The sequence below is a fragment of the Paenibacillus sp. MAEPY2 genome (assembly GCF_000499205.1).
GTDB lineage: Bacteria > Bacillota > Bacilli > Paenibacillales > Paenibacillaceae > Paenibacillus > Paenibacillus vandeheii.
Genome location: NZ_AWUK01000004.1, coordinates 314489 through 340176 on the forward strand (window position 1 = coordinate 314489; position 25688 = coordinate 340176).

Annotated in this window: 20 protein-coding genes; 4 read left to right on the forward strand and 16 right to left on the reverse strand. The window is 46.3% G+C overall.

The window, feature by feature from the left end:
- Positions 1–2: 2 nt before the first annotated feature.
- From P364_RS35030 to P364_RS0102940, 7 genes are all read right to left on the reverse strand, one after another.
- Positions 3–785, reverse strand: a complete 783-nt coding sequence (locus P364_RS35030; protein ID WP_236642205.1) for a glycoside hydrolase family 43 protein — start codon at positions 783–785, stop codon at positions 3–5.
- A gap of 508 nt (positions 786–1293) precedes the next feature.
- On the reverse strand, positions 1294–4284 hold the full coding sequence (locus P364_RS0102915) for a beta-galactosidase (RefSeq protein WP_024628662.1): 2991 nt from the start codon (positions 4282–4284) through the stop codon (positions 1294–1296).
- Between the two features lie 68 nt (positions 4285–4352).
- A complete protein-coding gene (locus P364_RS0102920; protein WP_236642206.1) occupies positions 4353–5942 on the reverse strand; it encodes a glycoside hydrolase family 30 protein in 1590 nt (529 codons plus the stop codon).
- A gap of 87 nt (positions 5943–6029) precedes the next feature.
- Positions 6030–6875, reverse strand: a complete 846-nt coding sequence (locus P364_RS0102925; protein ID WP_024628664.1) for a carbohydrate ABC transporter permease — start codon at positions 6873–6875, stop codon at positions 6030–6032.
- Complete coding sequence (locus tag P364_RS0102930; protein WP_024628665.1) at positions 6868–7755, reverse strand: carbohydrate ABC transporter permease; 888 nt, start codon at positions 7753–7755, stop codon at positions 6868–6870. Before P364_RS0102930 ends, P364_RS0102925 begins: the two co-directional genes overlap by 8 nt.
- 74 nt (positions 7756–7829) lie before the next feature.
- Positions 7830–9089 (reverse strand): ABC transporter substrate-binding protein, encoded by a 1260-nt coding sequence (locus tag P364_RS0102935; protein ID WP_024628666.1) that lies wholly within the window; start codon positions 9087–9089, stop codon positions 7830–7832.
- Positions 9090–9271: 182 nt separating this feature from the next.
- Entirely contained in the window at positions 9272–10300 is a 1029-nt protein-coding gene (locus P364_RS0102940; RefSeq protein WP_024628667.1) for a LacI family DNA-binding transcriptional regulator, read from the reverse strand.
- 340 nt (positions 10301–10640) lie between these two features.
- Here P364_RS0102940 and P364_RS0102945 point away from each other — a divergent pair, with 340 nt between their 5' ends.
- Positions 10641–11015 (forward strand): iron-sulfur cluster biosynthesis family protein, encoded by a 375-nt coding sequence (locus P364_RS0102945; protein WP_236642207.1) that lies wholly within the window; start codon positions 10641–10643, stop codon positions 11013–11015.
- Positions 11016–11187: 172 nt separating this feature from the next.
- Here the strand turns inward: P364_RS0102945 and P364_RS0102950 are convergent, their stop codons facing one another.
- Complete coding sequence (locus tag P364_RS0102950; RefSeq protein WP_094936887.1) at positions 11188–13245, reverse strand: methyl-accepting chemotaxis protein; 2058 nt, start codon at positions 13243–13245, stop codon at positions 11188–11190.
- A gap of 293 nt (positions 13246–13538) precedes the next feature.
- On the opposite strand from P364_RS0102950, the gene P364_RS36010 reads away from it, so the two are divergent.
- Positions 13539–14639 carry a hypothetical protein gene (locus P364_RS36010; protein WP_024628670.1) on the forward strand — a complete coding sequence of 367 codons (1101 nt, stop codon included), beginning with the start codon at positions 13539–13541 and terminating at the stop codon, positions 14637–14639.
- A 21-nt stretch (positions 14640–14660) separates the two neighbouring features.
- Positions 14661–15617, forward strand: coding sequence for a phosphotransferase (locus P364_RS0102960; protein ID WP_024628671.1), 957 nt, complete (start codon positions 14661–14663; stop codon positions 15615–15617).
- A 178-nt stretch (positions 15618–15795) separates the two neighbouring features.
- Here the strand turns inward: P364_RS0102960 and P364_RS0102965 are convergent, their stop codons facing one another.
- The 4 genes from P364_RS0102965 to P364_RS0102980 form a co-directional block, all read right to left on the reverse strand.
- The gene (locus tag P364_RS0102965) at positions 15796–16674 is read right to left on the reverse strand and encodes an amidohydrolase family protein (RefSeq protein ID WP_024628672.1); all 879 of its coding nucleotides are present in this window, start codon (positions 16672–16674) and stop codon (positions 15796–15798) included.
- Position 16675: 1 nt separating this feature from the next.
- Complete coding sequence (locus tag P364_RS0102970) at positions 16676–19828, reverse strand: GNAT family N-acetyltransferase (protein ID WP_029880680.1); 3153 nt, start codon at positions 19826–19828, stop codon at positions 16676–16678.
- 289 nt (positions 19829–20117) lie between these two features.
- Positions 20118–20996 carry an EamA family transporter RarD gene (gene rarD, locus P364_RS0102975; protein WP_024628673.1) on the reverse strand — a complete coding sequence of 293 codons (879 nt, stop codon included), beginning with the start codon at positions 20994–20996 and terminating at the stop codon, positions 20118–20120.
- A gap of 105 nt (positions 20997–21101) precedes the next feature.
- The gene (locus P364_RS0102980; protein ID WP_024628674.1) at positions 21102–21545 is read right to left on the reverse strand and encodes a GNAT family N-acetyltransferase; all 444 of its coding nucleotides are present in this window, start codon (positions 21543–21545) and stop codon (positions 21102–21104) included.
- Between the two features lie 197 nt (positions 21546–21742).
- Here P364_RS0102980 and P364_RS0102985 point away from each other — a divergent pair, with 197 nt between their 5' ends.
- On the forward strand, positions 21743–22297 hold the full coding sequence (locus P364_RS0102985) for a stalk domain-containing protein (RefSeq protein ID WP_024628675.1): 555 nt from the start codon (positions 21743–21745) through the stop codon (positions 22295–22297).
- Positions 22298–22413: 116 nt separating this feature from the next.
- Here P364_RS0102985 and P364_RS0102990 read toward each other — a convergent pair whose 3' ends face one another.
- From P364_RS0102990 to P364_RS0103005, 4 genes are all read right to left on the reverse strand, one after another.
- Positions 22414–22869, reverse strand: a complete 456-nt coding sequence (locus P364_RS0102990) for a DinB family protein (RefSeq protein ID WP_024628676.1) — start codon at positions 22867–22869, stop codon at positions 22414–22416.
- Between the two features lie 132 nt (positions 22870–23001).
- The gene (locus P364_RS0102995) at positions 23002–23622 is read right to left on the reverse strand and encodes a hypothetical protein (protein WP_024628677.1); all 621 of its coding nucleotides are present in this window, start codon (positions 23620–23622) and stop codon (positions 23002–23004) included.
- Positions 23623–23741: 119 nt separating this feature from the next.
- Positions 23742–24362 (reverse strand): hypothetical protein, encoded by a 621-nt coding sequence (locus P364_RS0103000; protein WP_024628678.1) that lies wholly within the window; start codon positions 24360–24362, stop codon positions 23742–23744.
- Between the two features lie 696 nt (positions 24363–25058).
- Positions 25059–25667: a chloramphenicol phosphotransferase CPT family protein gene (locus P364_RS0103005; RefSeq protein ID WP_024628679.1), complete on the reverse strand. Its 609-nt coding sequence runs from the start codon at positions 25665–25667 to the stop codon at positions 25059–25061.
- Positions 25668–25688: the final 21 nt, after the last annotated feature.

Sequence of the window (25688 nt, forward strand, 5' to 3'; positions counted from 1 at the left end):
CATTACCCCAGGAAGTAATGGCGGATATAGCTGCCGGGCACATTGTACGATTCCAGCCTTCGAATATCGCCTGGCTGTCCTGTCTCCTTCAACACGGTCATGTGCCGAACCAATCCGGTCAGACCGGCAAGTTCCTGCTTTGCGCTCCAGGTCTGGAAGCCGTCGGCAGAGTCGCTGTAATAATATTTTTGCGTGGAATAAGCATCAAAATAGATTCGCCAGGAACCGTTATCCAGCTGGACGAGCGCAGGTCCCTCTACCCAGGAGCCCCAGCCAGCCCAATCGCCTGTTCCTTTGAACGTGTAAGGTCCGGTGAGAGAAGTAGCTGTAGCATATTCGATATATTTGGTGATCTCATTCTTCGTAAATGCGTGATAGGTTGATCCGGTCTTAACGATGAAGGTATCGATGTAGTTGGGTGCAATGCCTGCAAGCTCAGTGGCAGCAGACCATGTTGTGGAAGACAGCGTTGCATTGGTCGCCGTGATGACATAAGGTTTGAAGTTCTCATAGTTGCCAGGGGAGATGGACACGATGATGTTCAGACTGCCATTGCTGTCTTTGAACCATTCCGGTGCCCAGGTATGTGCAATCGTGGTGGGTGCAGATAGCGTAATATTGCGGACAAACGTCCAGTTCACCTTATCCGGGCTGGATGCGATGCCGATCGTATTGCCTGACCAGTTCGTAGTATAAACGACATAATAAAGCCCATCCGTATGCTTCATGATGCTGGGATCACGGATCAGATTGGCCGGGGGTGTATAGGTTGGCCCTTTAAGCAAACCGTAATTCGTCGCATTGTAGGATTCGTAGATATACAGATTGGATTCGCTCGTATTGGTAAAATCGAGATCGTGTAGACACTTGTTGCTGCTCTGGCTGTATTGGGAAATAACGTGATGAATAGAAGCAGTGCTACGAGCAGCATGATCATGCCGGACTTACAAGTAGTGAATAACCTTGTACTCCATCTTTTCGTTGTGAACATGGGTCATCTCCTTATCCAAAATGTGGGACAGGAATATCTTTCTTTTGCCAAACATCCCCCCCCCCCTCACAGATCATGTGACAACACGCCATTCTGTTATGTAAACGGTTTCAATAAATGCAATACCGATCCGCGTCGTCCATCATTTTAGCCGAGCTGCCCGGAGATTCAGAATCTATAGATTCAATCATCCGAGCAGTCTCCGCTAAGAGAGGCTAAGAGAATAAAGGCGACGAGCTAGAACAGGACACGACTGATTAGAACAGACCCAATTCCCTTGCAGGGTACAATAAAAAGAAGATTTACTCGACCACAACCCATGGATACTGGGACAAGTTATCATACAAGAAGCGCACCCGTTCTGGCGTCCGGCCTTCCTCATCAAACAACAGCAATTCATTCTCATCCTGGAGCCAGGATACCGGAATTTTGTAATCCTCTTGCGGACCGATCTGCCAGTAACGTCCCAGATGGTGCCCGTTCAGATGAAGTGTTCCCTTGCTCATCCCAGTAAGGCGAAGCATCAGGTTCACTCGGTACTGTTCTGGCACAGCCGATCTGGAGAAGCGCCAGCGGTACCAAACAGGCTGACTATGCGAATCGCTACCCACAGAAAGGGCACTACGATTGCCACTATAGTTAGCAGCCAGCCCACTTTTAGTGAGATCACCTGATTCATTTGATACCTCATACGTCTCCCATTGTTGCGGCAGCAAGGCATCCGTACCCACCATGCGCCAATCCTTCAATTCCTCTTCGCTCCGGTAAAGGATCAGTTCCAACCGGTTCAAGGGTGTTCTGCGATAAGGCATCTCCAGCGTGTTGATCTCTCCCGGTCGTAAGTAAATGGAAAGATCCAATGTGTTGAACGAAAACCAGTCCTGATACCCTTCCATCGGCACATCCTTACCATTGATGCGCACCCCTTGGCTCACCGCTCCAACGAGAATCGCACGGTCCATGCCATCCAGCGTAAAGCTTCTGCTCAGAAGCGGAGCCTCCTGAAGATGATTCACTTCATCAAGGTGAACCACCCCATGCTCGGTCTGCCAATTCCGGCGGATATCCTGAACGGAACCACCGATATACACAGGTCCTGCCAGACCTTTGCTTTCACCCAAATATGGAGAAAAATTCAGCCTGCCCATATGCTGTACCAGCACCTGAAGTGTATTCTTTCCTTTCGTCGTCTGCACCTGGACACCGGCTGCACCAACTTGACGCACCAGCGCTTGCTCCACACGATTAACATATATTCTGGCCGTGTCCTGAAGATCCGGCAGAATGAGCGTGGTGATTCCATCCTCCGGACGGTCGAAGTCGCACTCGTACAACAAATACCCAAAATCCTGTCCGTATTGGGAAAAATGCTCGGGTTGACCACTCGAAGCACGCTGTTCCGCTGTCAATGTCACACGAGACAGCTCAGGGGAACCCGACAGTTTCGGTAGCATTGGTGGCGTCGTGAACTGCGCATGCTGAATGGCTGCGGATGACTCCTGAACATGTCCATCCTGTATGCCGCTCTGTGAATCGTTTCCTTCTCCGTGTAAGAACTCATGTCCAGTCAACGCCCGTTCACCATCCGTCCAGCTGCCAAGAAGCATAATCGTACGATTCGGATCAGAGATCATCCCCGTGACCTGGCCGGAAAGAGAGACATCAATATCGTCAAATCCGATAGCATATCGCAGCTGATCTGGCTCTCCACCTCCATCGATTCTCCACGTGCGATTCATCGTTTCCTTGTCCAGAACCACGAAACGGATGGGGACACCACTCGCCTCCAGATGAATGATGCCTGGCTCTCGGAAATGTACCAGATCGAAGCGATAGGCTTCCCTCACCGGATCACGTTCAACCTGCACTTGCATGCTGCTGCCCTGTACATTCAAGGTGTTCGTTTCCAGTTCCACGACTGAACGCTGCCCCGCTTCCGCAATGATGAACAGAGTCAATTCTCCGTGCACTACTTCATTGCCCGTAATCATCGTGCCGCCTGTCAGGTATACATTCTGGGCAATCTCCACCCTGTCCAGTATCGGAATAATCTGCCCCGGATTCAGAGATACGGGGAGTGTCCGGCCTTCCTCCAGCGTGACGTGAACCGTCTCCCGCTCATTTTTGTGACTCTCAAGAAACCATATCTTCTCGCTGCCTTTAGACCTGCCTCGTACCGAAACGCCTTGTGGATGACGTACCTTGATCTGCTCTGCTGGCACTTCCTCCGTCTCCATCAGCAATGTTCCAAACGCATGGACAACATAGGATAACGTTTTGGCTACAGCATACTTGGCCGTCACCCGCCCGTACTCGTTCAGCGGCGCATCATAATCGTAAGAGGTAATCATGAAAATATCGCTGCTGCCCACGGTTCTGCCACCGTATCCGCCAAAGTTGGTCCCGCCGTAGAACATGTAATGACTGATTCCGGTATAGCCGGTGCGAAGAATTTCCATCATGCGTTTCTCAAACAATGGCGCCGTCTTCTGAATGGCAGAAGGTCCACCCCAATTTTCAAACCATCCCGTCCAAAATTCTGTAACGATCTTCGGTGTATCCGGCTGCTTCTCCCGAAGCTTCGCATAATGCCCGTCAGCACCCGACCAGAAGTTGGCCCCTTCAATCGTGCCTTCCGCGCCACCCACACAGGTGATAAGCGGAACGTCGATCCCTCGCTGAAGCAAGTTGTCCCGAAGGAGGTTCATATGAGCACTTGCTGCTGTATCATCCATCAGATACCCGTATTCGTTCTCGACCTGTACGAGAATAACCGTGCCTCCGGCAGATAGCTGGCGCTTGCGAATGATTGGAATAATCCGGTCAAAATACAGATCTACATAATGGAGATAAGCTTCATTATTTTGTCGGAACTTGATTCCCGGTTTCATTTCCAGCCAATACGGGAAGCCACCAAAATCCCATTCTGCGCAAATAAACGGACCTGGCCTCGCGATGACGTACATGCCAAGCTCTTCGCACAGATCCATGAAGGCTCCACAATCATTGTCTCCTTCAAACGACCATTGTCCTTCTTCTGGTTCATGCACGTTCCAGGCAAAATAGGTATCAATGCAATTCATGCCAGCCAGCTTCGCCTTCATAAGTACCTCCCGCCATTCCTCCCTCGGCATACGGAAATAATGGATGGTAGCACTGTTCAGAAATACTCGTTTTCCATTCATGATGAAGCTGCGCTGATCGTAAGTCAGTTCGGATTGAACGCTGCGCTCAGCCCTGGCCTGTGTATTCTTCTCCTGCTCCTGAAGCAAAAGGGATGGTTTCTCTGTCAAAGATAAGCCCTCCTTCTCTGTGTTTAAGTTCATATGTCCTGTATTCAAAATGATATATTGCTTAACCCTCAGTTCGCCTGCATTGTTATGCCTTCCAATACCACGGTGGTGATAGAATTGTCCGCAGTCGATACTTCCAATCCATTGGCATACACCGGAACATCTTCAAGCTCCTCCATGTTCCGATCCGGTGACGTCTGGTACACCTGTGCTGTAGACGTACTATTGAGGTCAAACGCCCCCAGTTCAAATGCTGTAGTTCCGGCAGATAACTCATTGCGAATGACCAATACCAGTCTCTTCTGCTCTGCATCGTATGCAGCCAGTGTTCGCCCATCATCCGTTGGAATAATTTTTGCACCTGGACGGATGAACTTCGTAAACTGGGCCATGCCATAATACTGTTTGGTCATCTCGTACTGCTCTTCTCCATTAAAATTGGCATGAATAAAGCCCCAGTTATTGTTGGCACCTTCATCTTCAACGGCCTGCCAATACACCCAGGCAGAAGGCTGCATGATTTTCAGATCAAACATGATGCGCTCCGCCAGCTCCTGCACGGAAGTCATGTCCTCGTGATTATGCGGCTCGCTGCCGCCTGTTCCGTACTCGGACATCCACAGCTTCTTGCCATACCGTTCGGCCAGTGTGCGCAGTTCTTCCATTTTGCTACCATTATAGGAGTGCGTATTAATCTGGTCGATCACATCGAGCGTATCCTGATCATAGAGGCTGAAATTGTGAACGGTCTCGTCAATGCTGTTATCGTCCGCAGCACTGATGACTGTCCCGTCCAGTCCTTTACTTTTGAGTGATGCTGCAACCTTCTGGATAATCTCGGCTTGTTTGTCATTGGTAAAATGACTGCCTTCCTGCATGTTGCCTTTCTTCCACCAGTCCGAGGATGGTTCATTGAGCGGGTCAAGCGTTTGGAACGTAATGCCCCACTCATCGCGATAATGCTTCACGACCTCCGTCAGATAATCCGCAAATGCATCGTACTGATCCTCTCGCAGATTGTTGCTGCCATCCACCGCACCCGTAACCGAACCGCTGATCGTCATCCAGTAGGGTGGTGAATTGGAGAACGCTTCGGCAATGTTGACTCCGCGTTCCAGAGAACCCTGTAATATGGCACGTTGTCCTGCATCTGCCTCCCAGTCCCACACGCCGGGTTCAGGCTGGAAGCCGGGAACATCTCCTCCGGGCCGAAGGGCCTTCGCGTCGGGATTCTCCTCCCCGCCAATATTGTAGCGGACAATGTTCAGACCAAGTCCTTTCTCAGCATCAAACACCAGATCCATGACTTCACTAACCTTCGCTTGATCTTTCCATCCTCCAAGATTGTTGGCCCACCACGCGAGCGACGTACCCCAGCCTTCAAAATGATCATAGGACTGTTCCAGCTTCAGACGTACCGGCTCACCTTGGAATGCAATTGTTTTGGATGATTCATTGGCAAAATGATTGATGATAATTCCTCCTCCAGCAAGCAGCGCGACCAGGGCCACACTCATCAGAATGTAGCTCCGCTTGCGCCACCGGCGATGCTTGTTATGTTCATTCCTGTCATGCTGAATCGGATTTTGGTAATCATGCTTGGTATGATCATGGTTATCATTCCTGTCGTTCTCAAAAGGGGGGTTGTTATGATCCATGATGCATACGCCCCTTTCCCCATGTGCAGCATCGTATTCGGTCGCTGGCTTTCACGCTTGACTGGTTCTGCACTGCTGCACCTCCCGTTACTTGATTCCGCTGCTGCCGCCACTGATATTCGCTTCATAGACATAACGCTGCCCGAATAGATACACCAGCACCATCGGAATGGTCAGGAACAGGGAAGCAATCATAACCAGGTTCCATGGCGGCATCTGTCCGCCACCTACCGTGGTCAGAAGCTGAACACCGAGCGCGAGCGGCATTTTCTCCGGATCATTAATGTAAATGAGCGGTCCCATGAAGTTCCCCCAGTTATAGGAGAATGAGAAAATGGCGATGGCGGCAAGTATCGGATATGTGAGCGGCATAATGATCTTCCAGTAGATGCCCGGATGTCCCATGCCGTCGATCATGGCAGCTTCATCAAGCGACTTTGGAATGCTCATGACGAATTGCCGAATGAGAAATACGTTGAATGCCCCGGCAAAAAAACTTGGTACGATCAGTGGATAGAAAGTATTGATCCAGTCCAGATGACGGAAGATGATAAACTGCGGCACCATCGTCACCTCGCCCGGAATCATCATTGTACTGAGCAGTACAATAAACAGGAACCGACTGCCTCTCGCCTTAATCCGAGCGAAGCCGTAAGATACGACCGAAGCGGACAATACCGATCCGACAATGGTAATCACCGTAATAATGACTGAATTTTTCAGATACGTACCCAGATTGTTATTCGTGAAGATTGTGTAGAAATTGGACCATTGGAATTCGAGTGGTATGAAGGTAAAGGCTGATTTTACTGTTGTAGCATCACTCGCCAAGGCGATGGAGATCATGTACAGGAAAGGCGAAGCAAGCAGCACTCCGACCAGAATCAGAAAGATGTAGGATATCGTTTTCTCCACAGTGGATGGATTACTCATTGGCTTTTCCCTCCTCGTAATGCACCCATAGCGCCGACGAACGGAACACAACCAGGGTCAACGCCATGATGATGATGAACAGCACCCAGGCAATGGCCGATGCATACCCCATCTTGTAGAACTGGAACGCATTCTGGAACAGGTAAGGAACGACCATCTGACTGGCATTGTCTGGTCCACCTGCTGTGACGATGAATACCTGTGCGAACGTCTGGAGCGCTCCGATCATTCCGGTGACGAGATTGAAGAAGATGACGGGAGTCAGCATCGGAAATGTAATGTGGAAGAAGGATTGCGAGCTCTTCGCCCCATCAATGGCGGCGGCCTCGTACAGCTCCTGAGGGATACCTTTCATACCCGCCAGCAGCAGTACCACGCCGCCCCCGACGCCCCATAGTGACATGAGGATCAAAGCAGGTTTAACCCAATTCGGATCCAGCAGCCAGGCCGGGCCCTCAATGCCGAATATGGCAAGCGCCTGGTTGATCAACCCTTCCGTCGGCGCCAGCAGGTGGATGAAGAGCAAGGAGCTCGCCACCACAGGCACGACGGAAGGCAGATAGAACAGGATGCGGAAGAAGGTGATTCCCTTAATTTTTTTGTTAAGGTAATAGGCGATCCAGAGCGAGATGGACATGCCCAGCGGAATCGATATTAATGCGTAGAAAAAGGTGTTGCCTACGGATTTCCAGAAGATCGGGTCATCGGTTAGCAGGTTTTTGTAATTGTCCACACCGATGAATTCAGGAGACTGGAACAGATCCCAATTGGTGAAGCTCATGTAGATGGAAAACAGAATCGGACCCAGGGTAAGTCCAAGGAATCCAATCAGCCAAGGCGAGATGAAAATATAAAACCATTTCCCGTCCTTTTTTCTCACGTTAAGCCCTCCCATAACGAAGCGAGCAAACGGAACCCGGATTCATACCGAATTCCGTCTGTCCCCTGTCGATGCTATTTGTAGATTCTTTCCAGTCCGCTCTGAATTTCAGTCACCGTATCGTCCAGTGAGGCTTTATCGTTGAAGTAGACACCCAGCTTGTCATTAATGAGCTTCATCATTTCATTCCATTGCGGATTGAATGGTTCTGCGTAGATGGTGGATTCGCTGAAAGCAGCCATGTTGATTTTCTTGCCGCCGTATTCCGCATTCAGGAACTCATCACTGGACAGGCCGGCCTTCGTAGCCGGGGCATCCTGACCCGCTTTGATCATCGGCAATTGTGCTTCAGGTGTAGTCAGCGCCTCAATGATTTTGAATGCCTCTTCCTTATGCTTGGACTCGTTTGTAATCGTGAAGCCATTGAAGAACGCATTGGTCTCTCCCCATATCGGAGAAATATCCCAATTGATGCCTTCCACTTTGGCAAGTGAACCGATATTCCAGAATCCCGTCGTTTCCATCGCAATCTTGCCTTGGGCGAACAATGGGTCAGCACCGATATTTCCCATGTCGGCAATTTCCGTTGGTGTCGGTCCCACGCCATGTGTGAAGGTCAGGTCATTCATGAATTGCAACGCTTTGCGTACAGGTTCGGTATTAAAGGTAGGTTTGCCGCTCTCATCGAACAGGGAACCACCGTTTTGGTAGATCAATTGCATCCATTGCGGCCACCAGCTGCCCGGGTAGTAACCCCATTGAACCGTTTTACCATTCTCCTTCACCGTCAGCTTCTGAGCAGCGGCGAGCAGATCCTCCTGTGTCCATTCTTTGGTCGGATATTCCACCCCAGCCTTGTCGAACAGATCCTTGTTATAAAAGAGCACCATCGCACCTGCACGGTCCGGCATACCGAACTGTTTACCATCGAATTTCATCAGGTTTGCAATGTCGTCCGAATAACGCTCTGATATGTTCACATTGTTGGCCTGGATCATCTCATCCAGCGGAACAATTTGGTTTTTGGAGGCGTACGCCTGATAGTTCTCGGCAATCATCATGATGTCCGGTGCAGTTCCTCCGGCAATCATTGTCTGAACCTTTTGGTCATAGTCCCCGGCAACGACGTTCAGTTTCACATTAATATCGGGATAGGTCTGCTTCACAATGTCGAGTCTCTCCTGATAAATCTTCTTCTCGTCCTCTGAGCCCCAGATCGTCATGCTAAGATCGACCTTGCCGCCAGCTGCACCGCTATCGCCCTTGCTACAGGCTGTCAAACCCATGACCATGACCAGCATCAATAACGAAATGACCTTTAAACTTTTTCTCATACCGTACGCCCCCTCGAAATATGAATGGAAGATCAGACAACTGAAACCCGTTTCATGAAATGGGTTTCATAAAGTTTAAAATTAAAACCCGTTCCAGTTTATGAAAGGGGTTTCATTTACGACCTCATTATATTTCACCCTCCGAAGGAATGTCAACGCTTTCTTTTCCAAACATTCCCCATTTATCGTGGTGCAGGTCCACTACTCTGGCGTACAACAAGCTCTGGTTGCAGAACAGTCTGTTTCTTCGGATTGCCCTGATTAATCAGCTCATGCAGCTTATCCACGGCCAGCTTGCCGAGCTGATACGTATTCTGGGATACCGTCGTCAGCTCCGGTATAACCGCACTGGCGAGGGGCGTATCATCAAAACCGACAATGGAAATATCCTTCGGAATCGATAAGCCATGTTCAATGGTCGCCTTAATCGCACCAATTGCCGTGTAGTCGTTCACACAGATCACCGCAGTTGGAGGATTCCCGCGATCCAGCAGCTTGGACATCTCTCGTTTGCCGTCTTCAATGGAGAAGCTTCCGAGCAGTTGGCGTTCTTTGGGAATTTCGAGTCCATGCTCACGCAGTTTTTTCTGAATGGCTTTGACCTTAACCATCGTGGTAGACAACTCCTTCAAACCGCCCACAAAAGCAAAATCCCGATGTCCCAGTTCGAGCAAATGTTCAGCAGCCAAAACCGCCCCTGCCCCTTCATCCGTGTACACCCGATGGAATCCACCTTTGGCAATATTGCCATTAACCAGCACGATCGGCATGCGTTTGCCCATATCAATCAATTCCTGAGCCATGTCATCCGGACAGACCTGCATGTTAATTCGTCCACCGAGAAAAATAATGCCATCTACCCGCTTCTCGCGCAAAATGGACAAATACTCGGACTCCCGGCTGTAATCACCGGCCGTATTGCACAGGAAGAATGTATACCCCAATCCACGTGCCTCGTTCTCCGCTCCCCAGAACACTTCCGGAAAGAACGGATTCGTAATGTCCGGCAGGATGATCGCAATCGTTCCCGTTTCTTTCTTGATCAGACTGCGCGCCTGCGCGTTGGGTTGGAACTGGTGTTTTTCAATGATGGACATGATCTTCTCCCTCGTGCTTGCACGCACAGGTGCCGTATCATTCAGCACACGGGAGACTGTGGATACGGATACGTTCGCTTCTTTGGCGATATCATATATGGTAATCGGTGTCATATGTGGAACCATCCTTTTTCTCTAATATTCCTGCTTATCATACCAGATAAGGTATCGGGATGAAATGGGTTTCATTCCGAGCCACATTTACGAGTCAAATAAACAGCTTGTCGTAGGTATTCACGATCTGTGTACTGTTGCTTGACTGAACCAGCGACGTCTCTCGATGGGTATGTCCGCAATATACTCCTTACTCATTGAGATATGTAATATCGGTTTTCCTTGTAGATAAGCCTTATATGAATGCGATTTCGCTTCTTTTCATTTATTTTACCTTCTATTCTGCATTCATGTTCCATATATTAGATTGTAAGCGAATTCATAAGGTGATTAGAGGAGTGTGAACGACGTTATGATCATTCAGGTCAGTCCGCTGGCAGAATCAAGACTTAACGCGATGCTGGGAGATCGGCCAGGCTATTTCAAGCTGTTTTATGACACCGATGGATGCGGATGTGATGGTACTGCAGTGCTTCTGATCGTTAGCGAGCCGGACAGTGATGACATTCGGATTGAATCGGATTCGCTTCCTTTTCTCATTAACAAACAGCAACAGATCTATTTCGAGCCTTGCCTTCGCCTGCAATCAGAGAACAGCTTCCCTTCCTATCGACTGAGCAGTGATTCCATGATCTACGGCAGCAATGTCAAGGCCCATGATCTTCGGGATACCGCAGACACTTCACCGCAGCCGCTCAGTTGGTTCGTACGATAAAAGTTACGATTAAATACGGACAAAGAAACCTCCCAGCTGGTTTTTCACCAGGCTGGGAGGTTTTAATAATAGGACGGAAAGATCAGTATGGTCAGAAATATGAAAGTAAAATTGTAGCTTTACTTATAACTCTAGCTATGGGACTATGCCCCTTGTTTCTTGTTTCTTGTTTCTATTTTATTTTGAACCGGGATGATTCTTCGGCAAGTTGTTTGGTCAATCCATTAATGGTCTGCACCATATCTGCCAAATGCTCGGTCATGCCGGACTGTTCCTGCATTGTAGCCGACACTTCCTCTACAGATGCAGATACTTCTTCCCCTGATGCTGACAAATTCTGTGCTGCTCCAATAACGTCATCCTTATCACGTTCAATGGATTCAATCTCGGAAGCGATAGCCTGAACCTGATCCATCATGTCATTCATGTTTTGGGTGACAAAAGTAAAGGTCTCTTTGGTCTGGTTAACACTGCTCTTCTGCTGTTGTGTAATCGCCTCGATCGCTTGTACACTGCTATTGTTCTGATCAACATGTTCAATCGTTCTGCCTACAATTCGCTTGATGTCCTCGGACTGTGACGTTGTCTGTTCAGCAAGTTTGCGAATCTCGGAAGCAACCACAGCGAAACCACGCCCATGCTCCCCTGCTCTTGCAGCCTCAATGGAAGCATTTAGGGCAAGCAGCTTGGTCTGATTCGCAATCTCGGCGATGGTGCCTGTGATCTGATGAATGTCGGAAGAGCTCTCAGCGAGTTGTAGAGTAGTCTGCGAGATATTGCGAACTTCGCTCTCGTTCTGATCATTCACCGCGATAAGTGCATCAATAACGGCTTGATTGTTTTTGAATGCTTCGGTAATTCCATCCGCCCTTTGCTTGACCGCCTGGGACATCTCGTTCACATTCTCAATCTTGTTACCCACGTTCATGAATTTATCCACAATGGCTTCCGTATCATTCGCCTGGGATTCCATCGCCCGTGATATTTCCATTGCGGTCGTCGTTGTATCCGCAATAGATGCCGACGTCTGCTGTGTGGACCTGTCCAGCTCGGTTGTACTTACATTCAGAACACCGATAGAGTGGTTCATGCTGGAGATCAATTGTTTATTGTCTTCTGCCATTGTATTGAAACTCTCCACCAGTTGCTTGAATTCCCCGCTATATGTTCCCTCAGCTTGTACTGTGAGATCTCCGCTAGCAAGTTGTCTGAACAATACAGTCAGTTTCGAGATTGGTTTGGTGACAAGCAGCGAGATTAGTATTCCTGCAATGACAGATACTGCAATGGCACTGAACAATACAATATACATTTTATTGGCCATAGCAACCAAGGGTTTCCGTACATCACTTAACTTATCTTCAACAATAATCGTCCAGTCTGCTCTCGGGATTTTGGAATAGAATACAACTTTATCCTCCGTGCTAATTTCACCTTGTTGCAGCTCTCCATTTGAAGGCAGATCAACCAGTGATTGATATTCACCGGATTCCAGCTTCTGTCCCTCCGTCTTTTCATCTGCGGAATTAAACATCACGGTGCCTACACGATCCAAAATAATGACCTTGCCTTCTTCATTAATTTTGATGTCCTGCAGCTGGTTCACGAAAAATGAGGTCGAGGCCGTAGATGCAAGGACGCCTTCCACTTCCTTGTTATCATTATAGATCGGCATGGCAGAGACGGTCCCCAGTGTCCCCAACGATTCAGAGATCACACCTTCGCTGATGAAGTTCTGCCCTTGCATGGCCTGTTGGAAATACGAACGGCTGGCGCGTTCCCCACCGAGTATTTCAGGATTGTTTGCTGCGACAACGGTGCCTTTTTGGTCCAACAAAATAAGAACGCTGTTGCCCTTCATCCCGGCCAGGCTGTCTCCTAAAATTCCGTTGGCCTTATCCACCAGTTCACTATTTTCCGAGAAAAATGTTTCGTCACTCTGTCCTTCCGTATTTCGAATCTCCAGTAAATCCCGGAAAGTGCGATGCGCTGTAATCAGAAACGTCGATTGTTCTTCCAGCGTTAGTGAGGTAAGCAAACCTGCACCAATCCGGTCAGAAGTTGCTTTAATTTCATCCTTACTTTTGTCCAGCGTAATGATAGCCGCTACGCTGTAAGATAGTACCGCTGTTACCACCAATACGATTGTTACCAGCAAACTGATCATCAGCGGTAATTTGACTCTGAACGACATGTTGATCATGCGTTCTCTCGCCTTCGCGATTAACAATAAATCCACCTTCCGTTTCTGCGATGTTAGTGTCCAATTTTGTATGGGATAACTTTATATCGGTAGATAGTATCTAATCTTTCAGTAAGAAAAACGTTTGCAGAAAATATTTTTTTTAGAGAAGGCAACGAGCATTCCTTATGGCCATTTATTCTTGATTTTTTCATTTAAATGGTCTTTTTCTCTTTTATTTTAATACTGATACTCCTACACGGTTTAAAAAAATATATTATAAAGAAGACGATTTTACGTCGCCTTCTAGTATCTTCTCTGATGAAAAGGATGATGAGATCATGAAAAACAAGTTTTTCCTAGCAAGATTCATTTTGGTTATAATTGTTCTACTTCTTCTTGAGGGATGTAGTTCAGGAAAAAATCAAGTGAAAGAAGTGAACCCACTTGAAATGACAACTATTGAGCCACAAGTCAATGAATATATTTCGATTACGAACACGGAATATGTGAATGGAACAGATACCAGTGACGGCATGATCATGAATGTGTACACCTATGACTTTCATACTAAATCTATAACTAAAACGGCGGAACTACCTTATAACTCCCAATACCCCTTAACCGCAGCTTCTTTAGCCGATGATACCATTTACTATTCAGGAAGTGGAGAAGGTAAGGGTGATGAGTTATTTTCTTATGATCAAAGGACAAAAACGGCTCAGCAGTTGAGCTCGGGCTTATTTGCAATCAATACGATTATTCCGAATACCGTTGACAATACATTGGTACTAGCTGCAGTAAAGAAGGGAGAACGCCCTGTCAAAGTCATGTTCTTTGATAAAGAAAGTCATGAAATAACTATATTAAATGACAATGACTCGGATACAACCACATGGGAAATTGCATATGATCCGGAAACGAGCAAAACCTATGCCATTCAGTTCTCAGAAGAAGAGCAATTTCATCAGATGGAAGAGTCTAATAAAAACCAAACGCCTATGGTTCCTCCAAAACATACCATTATCGAGATTGATGGAATTTCGAAACAGACACGTAAGGTTGTTGAACTGGACAAGGAACAAATTCTAACTCTATCCGCAAGGGGGAATCAGATTCTGATTGCCACGGCAAAACATATTAACAAATATCCAATTGAATACAGTATCGTTGATATTAAAACAGGACTAAGAAAGAAGATTGACCTCCCGATTAAGGCTAGCCGTGGATTGTTCTTGTCTAAAGACGGACAAGGTTTCTATTTCCTAGGGGAAAATGTTCAAGCAGATGCAGGTGCAGATCAGAAACGAGGAATCTATTATTATGATATGAACACTCAAAAAATGGAAGCCATATTCCTTCAGAAAGATGGATTTACTAATAACTTTATGCTTCTGACAGAGCCAGTCCTCAATGATAATATTAAAGATGCTACTAACTGACCGACAGAAAGGAGATAACAGATGAGTATGGAACCTATCACAGTACAACCATTAATAGAACAAACGATTAATAAGTATGTATTCTCGAATGCTCACATCCTAAACATGGAAAGTAACTCTATCCAAGCAGGATTTCAGGCCGTAGAATTGCTTCGACATCATATTGAGCTCATAGTAAATGGAGTAAAGACGGACCTTTCTCTCGTTACGAAGAAGGCTACGTTCATTGAACGCTCCGCCTTGTCCAGATTATTTTCACAAGGGGCTAATGTGCCCTTTAGCCTATCAAACGAACCTCCTACTGAAGATCGCAGCTTGATCTGCATTCAGGATGTGGACTACCAAACCGATTATAGCCATCTGGATCTGGAACTGCTTCAGAATAAAGAATTACGAGCGCTGGCTTACATACATGGAACGAATATGGGGTTAAAAGAAGAACTTCCCTGGATACCCACTGTGGATCGAAATCATATCATCGACATGTTGGAAAATCGTTGGCGACCTTCGTGGAACACAGCCATAGAAAGTCCTGCATTCATTGAGGAATTTGGATTAACGATCATATCGGAAATTGAAGCTGTAGCCAGTAGCATCGTAGATGATCTTGAAATTCTAATCCGGGATGAACATATGAATACGATCATACATAATGATTTGAACCCCGGCAATGTATTGGTTCACAACAATGAGGATGTCTATTATATCGATTGGGAGGAAGCAAGGTATGGCTCCCTGTTCTTCGATATTCCTCTACGCTGTAGTCACTTAAAGCAAGTAGAGATTTATCGTGAGGCTCTAAGTTCCCACGGATACAATATTCCACAAGAGCAATTCGAAAAATACTTCTCCCTGGCGTCTCGTTATCTTGGTATCCGTTATATGAGTTGGAACCTTGGGGTATGGGAACAACACTCACATGCAAAAGACGACTTAAAAAAATATATGAAGATGGTAACTCAACCTTTGTTCTCCTGATCCCTTACTCATTCCAAGTTAGCCGTAGGAAGAATTCACGTTTTCCCGGATAAAAAAAGGCTCCTGCCACCGGAAGTGTCAGGAGCTTAGCTTACATGATAGGAATCCTGCATCAACATCGTATGCCTTCCATGACATACACTGCATACATTCCCCTCAGTTACTAATGAGCTGGTGCTTAACCCAGATCTGCAATTCGCTGTTTAATGCGCGGAAATAGTCCAAATGCATTCTCGTAGAATACCTTCTCATGATGTTGCTCCGGTACAAGTCGGCGGACGAATTCGGCATACAGATCGATCGGCGCAAGCGGCCAGTCAGTTCCGAACAGCATTTTCTCGTAATGATCTGAATACACCAGCGCCCGGCGGAAATGATCCATGAACAAGGGTTCGTTCATAAACCGTTCGAATTGGGGCCGATCACCGACCACAAGACCAGACAAATCTGCGTAAACGTTCGGGTTCTTCGCCACTACTTCAGCAGCATCCATCACCCAAGGATCTCCCAAATGACAGATCATAAAATTCACACCGCGCTGTTGAAAGGCTAATTCGTCTACGGTCAGTGGATGTGCATACTTGAGCAATCCATTCATGGAGTACGTATCCCCCGTATGAATAACGACCGGCACGTTATACTTGGCTGCCAGTTCATAGACTGGAGTGTAGATCTTGTCATAAACGTAGTGATGATAATACCCCGCATATAGTTTGATTCCAGCTACCTCAGGCGCCTGCAATCGTGCTTCAATCCGGTCCAGCTCGTCCTGAGCGTGTTCACCACCAAGCTGGTTTGGATTAATGCCGACGCATTCCATGAGGAATGAGGGAACCGTTTCTTCCAAATCAAGTCCCATCGGGTTGGGGGAACTGGAATCCGGGAACGCTCCCTTCGTCTGCTCCGTAACCCCCATGCCGATGCCAAGAATAACGTCGTTCTTATCAAACTCCGCCTTGAGGCCAGCGGCAGAATAATCCACTTTCGATAAATCTATCGCCGTTCGATGAAAGCTGTCGATGTCCGACAGATGAATGTGAATATCAATAATCGGCATGTTAAGCCTCCTTTTCACCTTTTGAAGTTGCAAAGTCTAGCTGCAGAAGGCCACGTACATCCTCTGGATTCAGAGGAATTTGCCCCAAGATCAGATAGGTCGGCTCTGTCCAGACCGTTTCCCCGTTCAGCAGTGGCAGATTGTGATACACACTGTGACCAAGCACCACATTGTTTACAAACCCCGCAGCGTTCTGATTAGGATAACGATTCACTGCATGCAGCATGTCTTTACGCGAAACCGCACCCATTCGCAAGAATCCCTTGGACTGAAGATAAGCGTCTACCTTGCCGAGAGGGTACCGCCCTTGCTCGGGGTGTTCCAGCCAACCATCAGCAAAGACAGGCGAAGGTTTGAAGAAATGTTCCTCCGCTAGGGAGTAATCCAGCGCCAAGCCACTATCGTTTGTAACTGAATGCATCTCACAGAGAACAGGAATGCCGGGCAGCATGAGGTAATGCTGCTGTACCGTGATTCCCCGATTCGCTTCATGCTTCTCGATGCGAGTCGTGATCTGAATTCCTTTCCAGACGTTACCGAATTCATCCTTCCGCTCCGTCCAAGCCGCGCTTCTTTGTTCCAACTGACGGCTGAAACCGTTCATACCAGGGATACCCACACCAAGTCCGCCGTACCATGGATTCCACCAGGAACGTGGAGCTGCTTCCGGATACGTACTGTCCAGCCATTCTTCACCCTGGTACTTCAAGGAATGCACGACACTTCCGAAGCCAGGGGCAGCTGCCATCGAAATAACTCCGTTGCTCACCGTGTACACAGGACCTGCTGGACCTTCTTCAATTACGCAATCAACGGCTGTTCCTGTCTGCGGATACCAGAGGGCGGTCCGTTCATGAATCCGATCCTCACCTCGATATACGGCCCGAACCTTCCAGCCAAGATCGCGTTCTTCGGTCGCATCCTTTCCCTCAGGGGAGAACTCTAATTTAGCAGAGCGCAGGTCCTGCTCTCGGGTTAATTCCATATCAGCAGCTACATGCTCCGGTGTGCTACCATTCTGCACGTACAGTTCCAGCTGTCCGGCGAGCGGAACCATTTTCCGTTCAATTAGTTCTGCTGTCAGCACATCCTGGGCGAACGGATTACCACCACCCAATTCCAGCTCAAGATGGTTGTCCAGCGTTGGTACAACCGTGATCGGCTGTTTACGAGCGAAAGCTCGGAAATCATGCCATTTGGCAAAGGTGTTCAGAGCAAATACGGTCGCCTTTGTTCGCACAACGGCTCCTGCTGGAATTCGGCCAAGCTCATGCTGCAACCCCAGTGTGTGTTCCGGACGAAGCAGCTTCAGGGAAGGGTCCCAATAGATACCACAAGCACCGTACTCTTCCTTACAGAACAGCCAGTTCTCTGTAATTTGCGAGCTGTCCCAATGGCTCGGATCGCCAGAGTACGCGTCACCCATATCCACATAACGGCCTTGATACGGGAGAATAAGCCGGTTACCGAAGAAACCGAAGTTCGTCATCAAGAACATATCTTCTTCCAGCTCTGTGCTGCGAGTATTCCCAATCTCGTGGTGAAATTCAGCGATTCCATTGGCAGACAGCTTGGCGACGGACTTGATCTCCAAACCAGGGAAGTCTTCCGATACATAAAGTGCTTCAAGAACCTGATTTTCTCCTTCGGAGTAAATCTTCACTTCTCTAGGCTTCTTCTTGGAAAATTCTTCTGCAAATGGCTTACCCAGCTTCGGATAGGTCCACCAGAACGTGTGAACCGAGCCAGGGTATTCAATCCACATGTTGTTCTCTTGCTTACTCATATGGAGAGAGAATGCACCGTTCACGGCCACCCACTGATCTCCGTTTTCCCCGCCATAACGTCCTTGTGTACCTTTCATCAGAACAGACAGCTTGGTTGTGAAAGAGACCGCCTGTCTATCCGTCGGAACAGCCGTTACCTCAACTTCTCTCGAATAGAAACCATACGAACGCAAGGTGAAGGTTACCGGTACAGAGGCTTTGCCTTTTGAAGGGACCGTGAAGCGCACCGAAGGTTCTGTCCACTCTAGAAATGCATCCTCCGGCAGGTCAAAAGTGAATTCCGCTTCGGAATCAAAATTATTCTCCACGTTCAGGTACAGCTCGGCCGGGATGCCTGTATAGAGCTCTTTTACGGGCAACGCTGTGTTGATCTTGGCCGGGAATTTCGGGGCAACGCCTATACGGAACTCGGCCTTTCTGCCACCGATCAGCCATGTGCTCGTGACGACGGGATGCGTCTTATTCTGGCTTTGCTCCTCTTGAACCGGATCAAGGTGGAACTCGCCCTCCACAATTACCGTTTCTCCCGAAGCAACCGTTCTTGCAACGTCCAACGCAAAACGAATATTTTTGTTGTCCTGGCCCTTGATCTCGAATTTCAACTCGGAAGTTGAGCGGTTCGTGATCCGATAGCGAACCTTGTATGCGGAACCAAATACGAGATCATGATCATCGATCTCTGTTGAGATTTCGTAATCTGGTGTTTCAAGTGCCGTCAGCCCGCGACCCGATTTCTCAAATTTGGCTCGCAGGGAGACATCTCCCTTTTTCCAGGAATAATCAAAGAAATCGAAACCACGCACCCGTCGGCCATCCGGCTCAATGACGAGTTCACGCGTGCTGTCTGCGTACCAATCCAGCTCTTCAAAATAAGGAGCAAGTGCTTCCGTCTGCAAGATGGTCGGGATAAAGTTCATGAGATGCACGTTATCATCTTTTTTCTCCCAGAAGAATCCGCATTTCTTGTACATCGGTACAGCCTTGGTGTTGCCTGCCCATGTGAACAGATCCAGGCGAGGCCATCCCGCTTCCACGGTCTTGCGAACGGCGTTCAGGATCAGATTACGTCCGACCTTGTAGCCATGATAATCGGGACGCACATTCAATAGCGGTACATACAGGGCATTCTCGTCATAACGGTAGTGGGCAAAGCTGCAGAAGCCAACAACTTCTGTCTCATGAACGGCAAGAAATACATGAAGATTGGACGAAGTCTCCATCTCCCGGCGAACAGTATCTTCTGTTCTCTGGTTGGTGCCGCCTCCCCAACTTTCGTTACTGCGGTTCCACATATCAGCGACAGCGGCAGCAAAGGAGGGATCGTATTCAATAATTCGGATTTGTTCAATGATCGAAGTTACTGTCATATTTGGATCTCCTTATCTTTATCTATAGGATGGTCTTCGTGGTCATTCGATATGGCCTTTACCCGTTAGCCGCAGAGATAACACTGGCCATGTTTGAAGAAGCTAACGATAGTCTTATCATACTATAATTGGAAAGAATTTCAGAGGATTAAAAATCTTTCTTTTCAACTTATATGTGTCTTTCGGATGCTCTGGTTAGAAGCGCCAGATAACATCACAAACGAAAAACGGCTCTTTCCGCCTTATCGGACGGAAAGAGCCATTATGATGATACCGTGATCCTTTGCCATCAGCTCGCCTTCGCGAGTTTCGTGCCGCGAATCGATGCTGTAGCGTATACGACAAGCGCCGTCCAGATGAGCGCAAAGCCAACGAGCAGAACCGGCGAGACCGATTCCTTGAATACAAATATGCTCAGTAACAGCATGATCGTCGGCCCGATGTACTGAACGAAGCCGAGGGTTGACAGCGACATCCGGGCGGCTGCACGCGCAAAAAAGAGCAGCGGTAGCGCCGTGACTACGCCGGAAAGAAGCAATTCGATGAACGTCGGTGCAGGCAGCGTCCATGCCGTCGTTTTCCCCACGACGGCCAAATAGATCCAGTAGCCGAGCGCGACAGGCAGGACTACAGCCGTCTCCGAAAATAAGCCTATAGAAGCGTCCTGCTTGATCTTCTTCTTCGCCAGGCCATACAAACCAAATGACGCAGCCAGCGAGATCGCGACCCACGGAAACCGCCCATAGTCAATCGCGATGATGAGTACCGCGACGCCAGCAATGGCAATCGCAAGCCATTGGCCGCGGTTTGGTTTCTCACGAAGGAAGAAGACTGCTAACAACACGTTCAGTAACGGATTCAAATAATAGCCAAGGCTTGTCTCGACGACATGGCCGTTGTTGACTGCCCAGATGAAGATGAGCCAATTGGCAGCAATCAGCAGCCCGCTCGCGGTGAGAGACAGCAGGAGCGAGCGGTTAGTCGCAATCTTCTTTATATCACCCCAGCGGCGCTGGGCGGCGACCAGAATACCCATAAAAACGAACGACCAAACAACCCGATGCGTCAGAATCTCGCCTGCCGGAACTTCGCTAAACAACTTCCAATAAAGCGGGAGAACCCCCCACATGATATACGCGATAATAGCGTTGACCAACCCGTTATTCATAATCATTTATCCCCTCTTCTTGCTCTGATATCTGAACGGATTATACGTCTCAAACCCCTCTTAAGTAAAGGAAATAATTGATTAATTTGATTTAATTATTACTTACTAATCAAGGTTAACAGCCTTATCAAAGCAGTATGAATCTTTGTCATAGCCATTATGCTCATAGAACGCATGGGCGTCGGTTCGCTTGAATCCGCTGCATAAAATAATACTAGATATTCCGAGTTCTTTAGCATAATTTTCAGTGCGTCTTAACAGTTTTGTACCTACCCCACGATGCTGAAATTCCTTTTTTACGGCCAGAGCTTGTATATGTAAATAACCAATCGAAACCCCTATGGATAATGCCTGAACTATAGTTACAAAACCAACCACATCGTTTTCGAATAATGCAACAAATGTTTTGTAATTCCCGGCATCATTCATTTTTTCTGTTGTAACTCGAAAGTTTTCATCATTAACATTTCGAATCTCAAGAACATCGTTCCATAAAAAAACAACTTCATTATAATCATTCGCTACAATTTCTCGTATCTTAATTTCCATGCCTAACCTCCTTAATAGAAATGTTCGTTAAAGCATTCGATATTTGATTAAGCAATCCTGCCTGTTAGATTAATGGATAATTTTCGTTTTGGAAAAAAAGATTTATCACCGTTCATAAAATTGGATTTTAAAGGAAACCTTTTCCTGGCTTGTAGCGTTTATGTTACGTGAACAACAATGCTTAAGGAGGAATCAAGATGAAACGATTAGTTTCTCTATTGTTGATGTTAAGTTTAGTTGTAGGTGTAGGATCCGTTGCATCTGCTTTGGATCAATCCTTATTGGATCTACCTTTTAAGGAACGTGCGGCGAATGTGTATAATCCTTCATTAAAAAAGATAGAACTAAATATCACAAAGAACCACAAGTTGACTACAACGACGTATAACTCCATTTATGTTCCAGTGAAGGATGTCTTTAAAGCATCCGGAGCAACAATTAAATGGGATGGAAAGAACAAACTGACTACGATTAAAAATCAAGAACAGGAATTGATTCTTAATTTCTCTGGTAAGAGCATCGCAGTTGGTAAGAACCAAGTAGCTCTTCCGCAAGATTGGGTACAATTGATAAACGGAGTCTCGAGTATCGATGCCTTTGTTCTAGCATATATTTTTGAAGTAGCTGCTGATGAGTCCGACCAAGAAAGAGTGGACTGGGAAGAAAAACTTAAATTTTTGGATATCAAAGAAACGACCGGTCTTCCAGGATTAGATAAGTATATGCATGTGTTTGTTGAGTTTAATGATTAATTAAAACCTATATTTTCTAATCCTCTTTCAGTTATCCCAGGATAGGTTTCTTTTCCTCTTATTAAGAAACCTATCTATGAATATCCAGTCCTCTATAGGCCACGCTATCCTGCCCGTTAGAGCCTCGCGAACGTGATGTAATCGACTTGGACAGGCTCTGCCGATTCGATCCGGAGTGCCCGGTTGATCTGTCCCCGGTGATATTGCCCATGCAAGAGGACCTGCAGCAGGATATCCCGGACGGATGTTCGGAACGGAACCCCGCTCTGATTCGCATAGTCGATCATCTCGTCCAACTTGAATTCCTCGAGCCCTTCGATATAGACGCGATATTGTTCGGCGTTTTCTTCGAACATCGTCCGGATCGCCGTCAGGTCTTCCGCTTCCTCCCACAACGAATATTGCGCACTGCCCTTGCCCTGCAATCGGGACAACCAGACTCGTTCCGCTACGGCAACATGCCGAATCAGCTTCAGAAGGTCCTTGTTCTTCGTCCCACTCTCTTCGAGCGCGTCCAAGATACGTCCGTCCGCCCAGTACAGGTGGTCCATCATGCACTTGATCGTCTTCATTTCGGGTTCCCCCTCTTCATCTCATCGCTTATTTGAACTTACTGTCGCCCGTTAGTTTCATCAATGAAGCTTCACATTTGATTTAACCGATTTCTGACTGGATGCCCTAGTGTCTTTGTTGAACGCCATCTTTTAGCTTAAATCTATAAGGACTTGTTTCGCATAAGCATCCCAGTCTGCTTTATCTGAGTCAATCTCTATAGTTGGAATCAATGATTGTTTCGTAGCAGTTCGAAGTTTTTCTTGATTATCTAAAAACGTTTCACATACTTGGGTAGCAGTAGACTTTCCCATCACATATGACTTCCAAGCTTCACCGCGACTTTCAATAAACCTAGGCTTAACAGCATCCTTGGTCAAGGTTAAGAGTACACAATGTGCATTCATCCTGAATAGACGTTTCTCAAGCAACTCAATCTCAGGAGAGGCTTTAAATGCAGCTCTATGATTTATATGAAACCTCTCTAAAAGAAAGAATATACCTTTTGATGGTTTTGAATGACCAAGAGAGTTAATCCAATCGTATTGTTGTTCAAGATAATCAACATGTCGACTTAGAAGTGAAATATGTTCTTCCTTATCCATGGATCTTAAAACACCTTGGTATGAATGCAATACTTGTGAATAGTGTTCACTTACTGCAACTATAGTTTTTTCACTATTCGGTGTTTGACTATGTAATCTCTTTATAGCAGAAAATAATGATGTTTTTCCTACAGTAGACATCCCTTCAATAATTACTCCCCGAATCATCTTCCTACTCCTCCTAAGCTTCGTGGTATTCTGTCCGTTAGTTGAACAAAAAGCAGCCGATCACGTTGGTCAGCTGCTTTCTTGGTTTTATTAAAGCTATCTACCCGTTAGCATATGGATTACAATGAGTCTTGCCCATATTCGTTCCAATATTGTTTTAAATGCTTTTGTAGCGCAAAATCAAGATCAACATTATCATATTTCACTTCAACTTCGGCAGACATAATTGCCGTTCCCAAAGGTCCGCTGAGTCCTCTTGAACCTCCACTCATGCCAAGCTCAGGTAGCAATTCAGCTTGGGAGTACCAGCGTTCTGCGTAATCCTTGGTACCGCCTGCATTTCTAACGATATATAGTCGATGCAGAATGTTAACATCATCCCGATAGCTATAGTAAAAATAACCTTTTTCCTTAAGAGCATCCGTAATATTGATTTCTTCGCTGTTGACACTTACAATGAGCTGTTCCGAGGACTCTTTGACTACCCAATCGCCATCGTTTTCGCTAACCATGGAGTCTGTATGGTTTTCTGCAACTTCATAGTGCAGGGAGGTTCCATTAGCAAAGACAACAGTCTGTCCTCTACCTTTGAAAAGCCTAGCATAATCAGTAGCGGTTGCATTTTCATATGCTTGACCTTGTTCGCTTGATAATTGTTCACCATCTTTTGTAACAGAACAAGCAACAAGGGTTAACACTAAAGTTGATAGTATAGTTATTTGTAACACTTTTTTTATCATGACTCGGTTCTCTATCTCCCTTTTTCTTCTGATTGCTTAAATTACAATCTAGCATTAAACATCGGTAATGTATATCCTATAACTAACCTAACCTGCCTAATAACTTAACAAAACAGCCGTTCACAATGATCGACTATAAAGGTATTAATCAAACCGTTACGAATAAGATTAGGTTAATAATTCATTACGGATTTTCAGGAGGAGCACATGCTTAAAAAATATTTATCGAAGTATCCTCTATGGTTTACAGTTATATGGTGTTTGACTGCCTTAACTGTACTTTTAAATTTGCTGTTTTGGAGAAACGTTTTAATAATTCTCTTTTCAGTGATTGTTTTATATGTGGCTAACGGATTTCGAGCGTGGAATAGTGATCGAAAGTTATCTCTTGTATCGTTTGTATTGACATTCGTTTTCTCTTATATATTTTATCGATTTTTGACTTTGTAGACGCTGCGGAGAAGCAATATGGCTTCCCCAAAAAATTGCCGAAAAGTTTGATGTTCGGTACAAAGGCTTCTTTTTTCTGGATATTTGACTATCCTGCCTATTATTTGAACAAAAGCAGCCGATCACATTGATCTGCTGCTTTCTTCATATTATTGAACTATCGTTTCCCGTTAGTTTAACAGGACCGAGAGCCGAATGACCCGAAGCGTGAATATGATGTTAGCTGATGGATACGCCTTCTTTGGACTATTTACTTACACTTTTCCCCTTAATCAACTTCTTAAAAGCAGTGTATTCTTTATTAGATCTTATAAAATTTAATATCTCATTAGCACACTCACTCGATCTCATTATTTCAGTATTAAATTCAAGATCATACTCATTAAAGCAATACACGTTATCGTATTGTGAACTTGCTAAACCAATCTCCCTGTCTCCTCTAAGTTGTTCTCTTCTAGCAAGTTCTTCCTTTGAACATTTAACTACTACGAATAAGACAGGGTGATCTGATAATAATTCAATACAAGTATTGAACCATTTGTCATTACCTATAACAGAATCTACAACTACGTTGTTTCCCATCGCAGAAAATAGTTTTATTGTCGAGTAGTATAATGAAATCAACGGATCTGCAAGAATTTGATTTACTAATTGTCCATCCTCTGCACCATTTGTTTCAATACTCGGATATGTGCTATTAACGAAATCTTTATAACTATGAAATACCCCATTAATAAAATTATCAAATGATAAATGTTGAAATGGGATATCAATTTGAGTTAATAATTCATTAGATATGCTTGTCTTTCCAGAACTTGAAGTACCATTAAGAAGAACTATAATCCCTGGCTTCAATAGAATCCGCCTTTCATAATT